Origin of the sequence: Geminicoccus flavidas, assembly GCF_009806515.1 — a bacterium.
Classification (GTDB): Bacteria; Pseudomonadota; Alphaproteobacteria; order Geminicoccales; family Geminicoccaceae; genus Geminicoccus; species Geminicoccus flavidus.
In genome coordinates this window covers 1-7412 of sequence record NZ_WUJP01000213.1, presented here as the reverse complement: position 1 = coordinate 7412, position 7412 = coordinate 1, and the positions used below count along the sequence as shown (strand labels likewise).

Here is a 7412-nt window from a genome sequence, read left to right as displayed (position 1 = left end):
GCTCACCACCACGGTGCCCGGCCATCCGGAGGCCGGCCTGGACATCGACCTGTCGCAGTACACGGTCGCCTCGCTGATCAGCTACCTGGCGGCCCAGCCTGGCTACATCATCCAGTACGGCGACCAGTCCGAGCTCGCCGCGCTGTCGGCGCGCGTGCTGATCGACGGGCAGAACGACGTCGCCCGCTCGAACGGCGACCACCTCTACGGCTACACCAACATCCTGTGGTCCTACATGGAGGCCATGGCCGTCGAGCTGCAGGAGGCCCGGCGCCAGATCGTCGAGGCGCTCAAGCAGTTGAACACCAAGACGGCCCAGGGCGAGTGGCTGGACCTGCTGGGCAGCTACTACGCGGTGCCGCGCATCCAGGGCGAGCTGGATGCCTCCTACGGCCCGCGCATCATCGCCGAGGTGCTGCGCCCGCGCGCGAACAACGTGGCGATGGAAGAAGCCATCAAGGTGTTCACCGGGCAGGACGCCAAGGTGACCGACGTCACCATCTATGGCGAGACCTTCCCGCTCTACGATGGCGCGATCACCCATGATGGCACCTGGAACTACAATGCCAGCGCCATCCCGATCTATGGCCTGTTTGACGTCGAATATGGCTACGACTTCGAGGGCGGCGCCGACATTACGGCCTTCCAGCAGATCGTCCGCGAGCTGATCGGCCGGCTGCGCGATGCCGGCACGCATCTGCGGTCGCTGCTGCTGCGCGGCTCGGATATGTCCGACACCTTCACGCCGCCCACCGACGGCGGTCTGATCGACTGGTCGATACAGGCCACGCTCGAAGACACGTTCGACGAGCCCGACGACCCGGACTTCGCCATGCAGGCCACCCTGGCCGCCATGCAGGATACCCTGGCCGAGCCTGCCGACGACGCCGAGCTGAGCATCGCCTACGCCTACAGCTACAACGGCCTGCGCACGCACAATGGCATCATCACCCATGCCGGCGGCCAGATCCTGACCGAGTCGCTCTAGGCGGGTCGTGACGGGACAATCTCCGTATCTAACGGAGGTCGGCTTGAGCCTTTCCTTTCACGACCAATTCGAACGCCCGCCGACCGGGGACTTCTACCTGGAGGTCTACCGGCGCGGCCAGCTCATCGAGGTTGTCGACGAGAAGAACCTGATCGTCGCCAACTCGAAGCTGATCCATGCGCGCCTTCTCGGCGGCGACGTGGCCAACCGCAGCGTCACCCAGATCGCGTTCGGCGCCAACCCGGTGGCGCCGAGCACCGGCAACACGACCATCACCGATCCCTACACCAAGGCGATCGACCTGGTCAGCTACCCGGCCACCAACCAGGCGCGGTTCGCGTTCTCGCTGGGTACCGCCGAGGCCAACGGCAAGGCCATCGCGGAGTTCGGCCTGCTCACGGCAGGCGGCATGCTCTATGCCCGCAAGAACCGCTCGAACCCGCTCCACAAAGAATCGGACATCACGTTCGCCGGAACGTGGACGATCAACTTCTGATCGGCGACTAGACCATGGCGAACCAACCAGAACAAATTCAGTGGGACGACGGCGTATACCAGCTCGAGACCACTGACCCTGTACAAGGCGGCGTCGGCGGCACGTCGAACCGGCCGCTGCTCAACCTGGCGAACCGCACGGCTTACCTGAAGGACCGCCAGGACAAGCTGGTGAACGGCGAGATCATCCCGGACACCGTAGCGCCGAAGAACTCGCCGGCCTTCACTGGCACGCCGACCGCGCCCGACGTGGTTCTGGGCGACCGCTCCGGCAAGATCGCCAACACCAAGTTCGTCCAGGACACGGTCAACGGCATCCTGTCCAAGAGCGTCGCCGGCAACCAGAACGTCACGCTCACTGCTGCCGAGGCCGGCAACGGCATCCTGGCCTTCACTGGCGTGCTGACCGGCAACATCTCGGTGATCGTCCCCGCCACCGCCAAGAGCTGGATCGTCTCGAACCAGACCAGCGGGAACTTCACGCTGACCGTCAAGACGGCGGCCGGCACCGGCGTGGCCGTGGAGCAGGGCAAGAACGCCGAGCTGTGGTGCGACGGCGCCAGCGTGCGGCCATCCACCAACGACTACCGCAATGCGGCCCTGACCGGCACGCCGACCGCGCCCACGGCGGCGGCTGGCGACAGCTCGCAGCAGGTCGCCAACACCGAATTCGTCCAGCAGACGGCCAATGAAATGGCGATCGTCTACGCAATCATTCTCGGGGGCTAACCCATGGCAGCAGCATTCAAGAACGCGCTCGGCACCTGCGGCACCACGCCTGGCGTGGCCTATACCGGCGCGGCCGGTGCGGGCACGGTCATTACGTCGGCGACCTTCTGCAACACGACCGAAGACAAGACGCCCACGGTGACCGTCACCGTCACCAGCGGCGGCGTGACCAAACACGTGCTCTACAAGGCCTCGGTTCCGACCAACGGCACCCTGACCCTCAAGCCCGAGGCGCAGATCATCCTGAAGCCGACCGACACGCTGAACGTGCACGCCAGCGAGGCTAACGCGATCGATTTCGTGATCTCGGCCACGGAGCTCTGATATGGGCCGCCTCAACTACGACAGCGCGCCCGTGCGCAATATTCCGACGGCGGCGCCGGGCGATTCGTCGAGCATGCCGGCTTCCACCGCCTTCGTGCAGAACGCCGTGCCGGCTGGGGTCGTGTTGCCTTACGCGGGTCCGGTGCCACCGGCGGGATGGCTGCTGTGCGACGGCTCGAATGTCAGCCGCACGGCCTACGCGAAGCTGTTCGCGTCCATCGGCACGACCTATGGGACTGGCGATGGTACGACCACGTTCAGGCTGCCTGACCTGCGCGGCGAATTCGTGCGCGGCCTGGACCAGGGGCGCGGTGTGGATACAGGGCGCACGATCGGAACTTTGCAGTCAGATTCCATGCGCGTTCCGTACAATATCGGCAGGGTAGGCGCCAACGCTTTCCTGGCCGGTACGCAAGCCGGGTTGGACTATCTTGCAGCCAACAAGGGGCTTGACGGCATCAATGCAGGCACTGAAACGCGCCCGCGCAACGTCGCCATGAACTACATCATCAAATTCGCATAAGGAGGCTGGGACATGGCTTACCTTGGTAACAGCCCCCTCAACGCGCTGTTCAGCTTCACGCCGGTCACGCTGGCCCAGGGCCAGACGCAGGTACTGGTCAACTACACGCCGGGCCGCTGCCTGTTCTTCAAGAACGGCGCGCTGCTCGACCCGAATGTCGACTACACGGCGGCCAATGGCAGCACCGTCACGCTCGCCAGCCCGGCCAGCGCCGGCGACGTGCTGGTCGGCATCAACCTCGCGTCGTTCGCCGTGGCGAATGCGCTGCCGCTGTCGGGCGGCATGCTGACGGGGCCGGTGACTGGCCCGGCGAGCGCAACGGAATCCATTGGCGGCCTGATCGAGATCGCTACCTCGGCCGAAGCCCGGGCGCTGGCGGACGACGTGCGCGCGCTGACGCCGAAGAAGCTGGCGGACGCGTTCACCGGGGCTAACCAGTCCCTGGCAGCAAGCGGGTATCAGAAATTGCCCGGTGGCCTCATTGAGCAGTGGTTTGTTGCCTCCAACACCAACAACCTCGGTGCTGGTTACAGTCGGACCTCGTATCCCATCCCATTCCCAAATGCCTGTCGCGGGCTGAGCTTCGCCAACCTGACATCTGCGGCTGGTGGCTATGCGGTCGGATTTGCCTGCCCCGTTGGATCGCCCGGTGCGGCGAACTTCGATTGGGTCGCGTACACCGCTTCCGGCACGCCTTCCCCGAACCCCTCACAAACTTCCGTTCTTGTTCGCGCGGTAGGTCATTGACATGGAAAACTCACCGGAAATGTTCTTCTCGGCCACGGCGAACGCCTTCTATCCCTCGGCCTTCCGCGCCGACTATGAGGCTGCTGGAACGTGGCCCGAGGATGCCGTTGCCGTGCCGTACAGCACGTTCCAAGAGTTCGCCTTGGATGCGGCGCCGGCCGGGAAGGAGCGCGTTGTTGGTCCCGACGGCTTGCCGATGTGGGCTGACCTGCCGGCACCTTCGGTGGAACAGCTCGCGGCCGCTGCGCGCGCGGAGCGTGACACCGCGCTCAAGGCCACCGACTGGCTGGTGGCGCGCCACCGCGACGAGGTCGACGCCGGCGGCAAGACGGCACTGACGGCCGATCAGTTCAAGGCATTGCTCGCGTACCGCAAGACGCTGCGCGATCTGCCCAACAAGAAGGGCTTTCCGGCAGTCGCGATGCCGAAAGTCCCCGATTTCCTGTAAGCGAAAGGCAGGGACGATGATTGGCAGCTCTACATGATCTTCTCGACGGCTTGCGCGGCGTCTGCTTCCCCTTCGGGGGCGTGGTAGCGCCGCCGGGCTTTTTGATGTGCTCGGGCCAGGCGGTCTCCCGGACCGATTACGCCGCCCTCTATAGCCTGCTCGGGACCCGCTTCGGTGCCGGTAATGGCTCGACCACGTTCAACGTCCCCGATCTGCGCGGCCGCGTGCCGGTCGGCCTGGACAACATGGGCGGCACCAACGCGAACCGGGTGACCGAGGCCGCCAGCGGGATCGACAGCCTCACGATCGGGGCCACTGGCGGCGCGCAGACGCACACGCTGACCACGGCGCAGATGCCGGCGCACACGCACAGCTACAACGCCTATACCGGGGCCAATGCCGGGGCTGGCACGCCCGTAACCGGCACCGGTGCCACGGCCGTGATCGGCAGCTCGACGTCCGGGTCCCAAGGCAGCGGGCAGGCGCACAACAACATGCAGCCCAGCATGATGATGAACTGGATCATCAAGACCTAGCCGGCGCGCCGGCCATGACAGGGAGGCCCGGCATCGTCCGGGCCTTTTGCTTGGGTGGTGCGGGCGGTCGGACTCGAACCGACACTCCCTCTCGGGAAGTGGCTTTTGAGGCCACCGCGTCTACCAATTCCACCACGCCCGCTTTCGAGGTCTGCGCCCGACCTGCGCCCGGGCTCTGCTCACCTACCGAAAAAACCTAGCGTTTCCAAGGGCTCGCGGCGCTTGACACCCGGATTTTGAGTCCGGCGCGTCTACCAGTTCCACCACGCCCGCACGCGCGGCGGCAGGCCGCTCTGACGACGGCCACCCGTGCCGGAACTAGTGCCACGGGCGGGCGCGAGCGTCCAGTGGCAGCCATTGAGACCCGCCTGAAACCACGTCACTCGGCGGCGACCACCAGCCGGTTGCCGTCGACCCGGACCACGCGCACCGCCGTGCCGGCGGAAAGGTCGGGGCCGCTGACCGGCCAGCTGGTGTCGCCGATCCGCACGCGGCCGCGGCCGTTCTGGATCGGCTGGTCGAGGACGAGCCGGCTGCCGACCAGCGCCTCGCCCCGGCGATTGAGGCCAGGCTCGGCCGTGGCGGCAGGCTCCGGGCGGAAGCGGAACCAGGCGAGCACCGCGAGCGCCGCTGCCAGCGCGAACACCAGGGCCTGAACCTGCCAGACGAGCTGCGGCGCCCACCAGGCCACCGCGGCGACGACGGCGGCGGCGACCGCCAGCCAGGCGAAGAAGAAGCCGGGGGTCGCCAGTTCCAGGAGGAGCAGCATCCCGGCGATCGCGGCCCATTGCCAGGCTTCCATGCGGGCCGCCCTCTCAGCCCGACTCGCCCGGACGCGCCCCCCAGGGCGCGGCTGCCGGAGCGGCCCGGTTCTGCGCCATCGCCTCCCTGGCCAGCTCGGCGATCCCCGCGATCGAGCCCAGGGCGGCGCTGGCCTCCATCGGCAGGATGAAGGTCTTCTGGTTGGGGGAGGTGGCGAAGCGACCGAGCGCCTCCAGATATTTCTGGGCGACGAAATAGTTGGCGGCCTGGACGCCTCCCTCGCCGATCGCCCCGGCCAGCATCCGGGTGGCCTCGGCCTCCGCCTGGGCCAGCCGCTCGCGCGCCTCGGCGTCGCGCATCGCCGCATCGCGCCGGCCTTCCGCCTCCAGCACCGCCGCCTGCTTCATCCCCTCGGCGCGCAGGATCTGCGCGGCCCGTGCCCCCTCAGCCTCCAGCACCACCGCGCGCTTCTCGCGTTCCGCCTTCATCTGCCGGGCCATGCTGTTCACCAAGTCGGCCGGCGGGCGGATGTCCTTGATCTCGATCCGGGTCACCTTGACGCCCCAGGGCTGGGTCGCCTCGTCCACCACGGAGAGCAGCCGGCTGTTGATCACGTCGCGCTGGCTGAGCACCGCGTCGAGGTCGAGCGAGCCCATCACCGTGCGGATGTTGGTCATGGTCAGGTTCAGGATGGCGTTGCGCAGGTCGGCCACCTCGTAGGCGGCGCGCGCGACGTCGAGGACCTGGTAGAAGACCACCCCGTCCGCCGTCACCATCGCGTTGTCGCGGGTGATGACCTCCTGGGAGGGCACGTCCAGCACCTGCTCCATCACGCTGAGCTTGGCACCCACCCGGTCGATCACCGGGATGATCAGGTTGAGGCCGGGAGAAAGCGTCCGGGTGTAGCGGCCAAACCGCTCCACGGTCCATTCCTCGCCCTGGGTCACCGAGCGGACGCCCATGGCGATCAGCGTGATGATCACCGCCAGCACCACCAGCACCACGACCGTCGCACCCAACTCCATGCCCAGCCTCCGCCACCCTTGCCCGCCTGCCCGATTCCTAGCAGGTCGGCTTTGACAGATCGCGGGGGAACGCCCACCATCCGTCCTGGATGGTGCCCGGAACGACCGGGCCAAGAGGGAAGCCGGTGAGAGACCGGCGCTGCCCCCGCAACCGTAAGCGGTGAGCCGTCGCTTAAGCTCCGATGCCACTGGGACCTTCGGGTCCTGGGAAGGCAGAGCGACCGGTGCCGACCCGCGAGCCGGGAGACCTGCCATCCGTTTGCCATGTCGGAACTCGCCGGGCGGGGTGCCCCGGCCGGAGGTCAATCATGCCGAGCCTGTCGTTCGACCCCCCGCCCCTCATGCCGGCCGAGCTGGCCGACCCGAGCGGGCTCCTGCGCGCCGCCCTGGCGCACGACCAGGGCCACCCCCCGCGCGAGATCCTGCTCGCCTGGCTGATGTCGCTGGCACCGGGCACCGACCCGGCGCGCGCGGCGCGTGCCATGCTGCCGGACCGGGCGGACGTCCCGGGCTCGATCGGGGCGGAGCTGGCCGAGGTGGCGCGCTGGCCGGCAGAGCGCCTCGCCGGCTATGCACGCCGCCCGCGGCGCTGACGCCGGTCTCCCGTTCAGCGGCAGCTCATGGTGGTGTCGACGCCGAACAGGGTCAGCGGGTCGCTGCGACTGTCCTCGTAGTCGTAGCGGCAGACGAGGCAGCGCCGGCCAATCGGATCGCCATCGGCCAGCTCGATCTCGCTGCGCAGCACGCCGCGGTCCTCCCAGCCGTCCGGGTTCGCCTGCCGCTCCTCCTTGTCCAGCGCCTGGTCCGCGGTGCTGCTCATCGCGATGCGGCCTCG

The 7412-nt window shown here is 67.7% G+C and carries 12 protein-coding genes, 1 tRNA gene and 1 riboswitch; of the genes, 9 read left to right on the top strand and 4 right to left on the bottom strand.

What is annotated here, in order from left to right; all coding sequences use genetic code 11:
• From EQG76_RS05735 to EQG76_RS05700, 8 genes are all read left to right on the top strand, one after another.
• Positions 1–988 (top strand): hypothetical protein (locus EQG76_RS05735; RefSeq protein WP_159711406.1); only part of this gene is annotated, 988 nt, incomplete at its 5' end.
• A gap of 43 nt (positions 989–1031) precedes the next feature.
• Positions 1032–1484, top strand: a complete 453-nt coding sequence (locus EQG76_RS05730; RefSeq protein ID WP_159711404.1) for a hypothetical protein — start codon at positions 1032–1034, stop codon at positions 1482–1484.
• A gap of 14 nt (positions 1485–1498) precedes the next feature.
• Positions 1499–2212 (top strand): hypothetical protein, encoded by a 714-nt coding sequence (locus EQG76_RS05725; RefSeq protein WP_159711402.1) that lies wholly within the window; start codon positions 1499–1501, stop codon positions 2210–2212.
• Positions 2213–2215: 3 nt separating this feature from the next.
• Complete coding sequence (locus tag EQG76_RS05720; protein WP_159711400.1) at positions 2216–2536, top strand: hypothetical protein; 321 nt, start codon at positions 2216–2218, stop codon at positions 2534–2536.
• Position 2537: 1 nt separating this feature from the next.
• Positions 2538–3059: a tail fiber protein gene (locus EQG76_RS05715; RefSeq protein ID WP_159711398.1), complete on the top strand. Its 522-nt coding sequence runs from the start codon at positions 2538–2540 to the stop codon at positions 3057–3059.
• A gap of 12 nt (positions 3060–3071) precedes the next feature.
• Positions 3072–3806, top strand: coding sequence for a gp53-like domain-containing protein (locus EQG76_RS05710; RefSeq protein WP_159711396.1), 735 nt, complete (start codon positions 3072–3074; stop codon positions 3804–3806).
• Between the two features lies 1 nt (position 3807).
• Positions 3808–4254 (top strand): phage tail assembly chaperone, encoded by a 447-nt coding sequence (locus tag EQG76_RS05705; protein ID WP_159711394.1) that lies wholly within the window; start codon positions 3808–3810, stop codon positions 4252–4254.
• 20 nt (positions 4255–4274) lie between these two features.
• Positions 4275–4790 (top strand): phage tail protein, encoded by a 516-nt coding sequence (locus tag EQG76_RS05700; protein WP_200840583.1) that lies wholly within the window; start codon positions 4275–4277, stop codon positions 4788–4790.
• A gap of 55 nt (positions 4791–4845) precedes the next feature.
• On the opposite strand, the gene EQG76_RS05695 is transcribed toward EQG76_RS05700, so the two are convergent.
• From EQG76_RS05695 to EQG76_RS05685, 3 genes are all read right to left on the bottom strand, one after another.
• A tRNA-Leu gene (locus tag EQG76_RS05695) sits at positions 4846–4932 on the bottom strand.
• 237 nt (positions 4933–5169) lie between these two features.
• Positions 5170–5592 carry an NfeD family protein gene (locus EQG76_RS05690; RefSeq protein ID WP_159711392.1) on the bottom strand — a complete coding sequence of 141 codons (423 nt, stop codon included), beginning with the start codon at positions 5590–5592 and terminating at the stop codon, positions 5170–5172.
• Positions 5593–5605: 13 nt separating this feature from the next.
• Entirely contained in the window at positions 5606–6577 is a 972-nt protein-coding gene (locus tag EQG76_RS05685; RefSeq protein ID WP_159711390.1) for an SPFH domain-containing protein, read from the bottom strand.
• 73 nt (positions 6578–6650) lie between these two features.
• Positions 6651–6847: riboswitch (cobalamin riboswitch) on the top strand.
• A 38-nt stretch (positions 6848–6885) separates the two neighbouring features.
• Between EQG76_RS05685 and EQG76_RS05680 the strand changes: the two genes are divergently transcribed.
• Positions 6886–7170: a hypothetical protein gene (locus tag EQG76_RS05680; protein WP_159711388.1), complete on the top strand. Its 285-nt coding sequence runs from the start codon at positions 6886–6888 to the stop codon at positions 7168–7170.
• A 14-nt stretch (positions 7171–7184) separates the two neighbouring features.
• Here EQG76_RS05680 and EQG76_RS05675 read toward each other — a convergent pair.
• Positions 7185–7412, bottom strand: a 228-nt coding sequence (locus tag EQG76_RS05675; RefSeq protein WP_235031223.1) for a hypothetical protein, incomplete at its 5' end; no start/stop codon positions are given.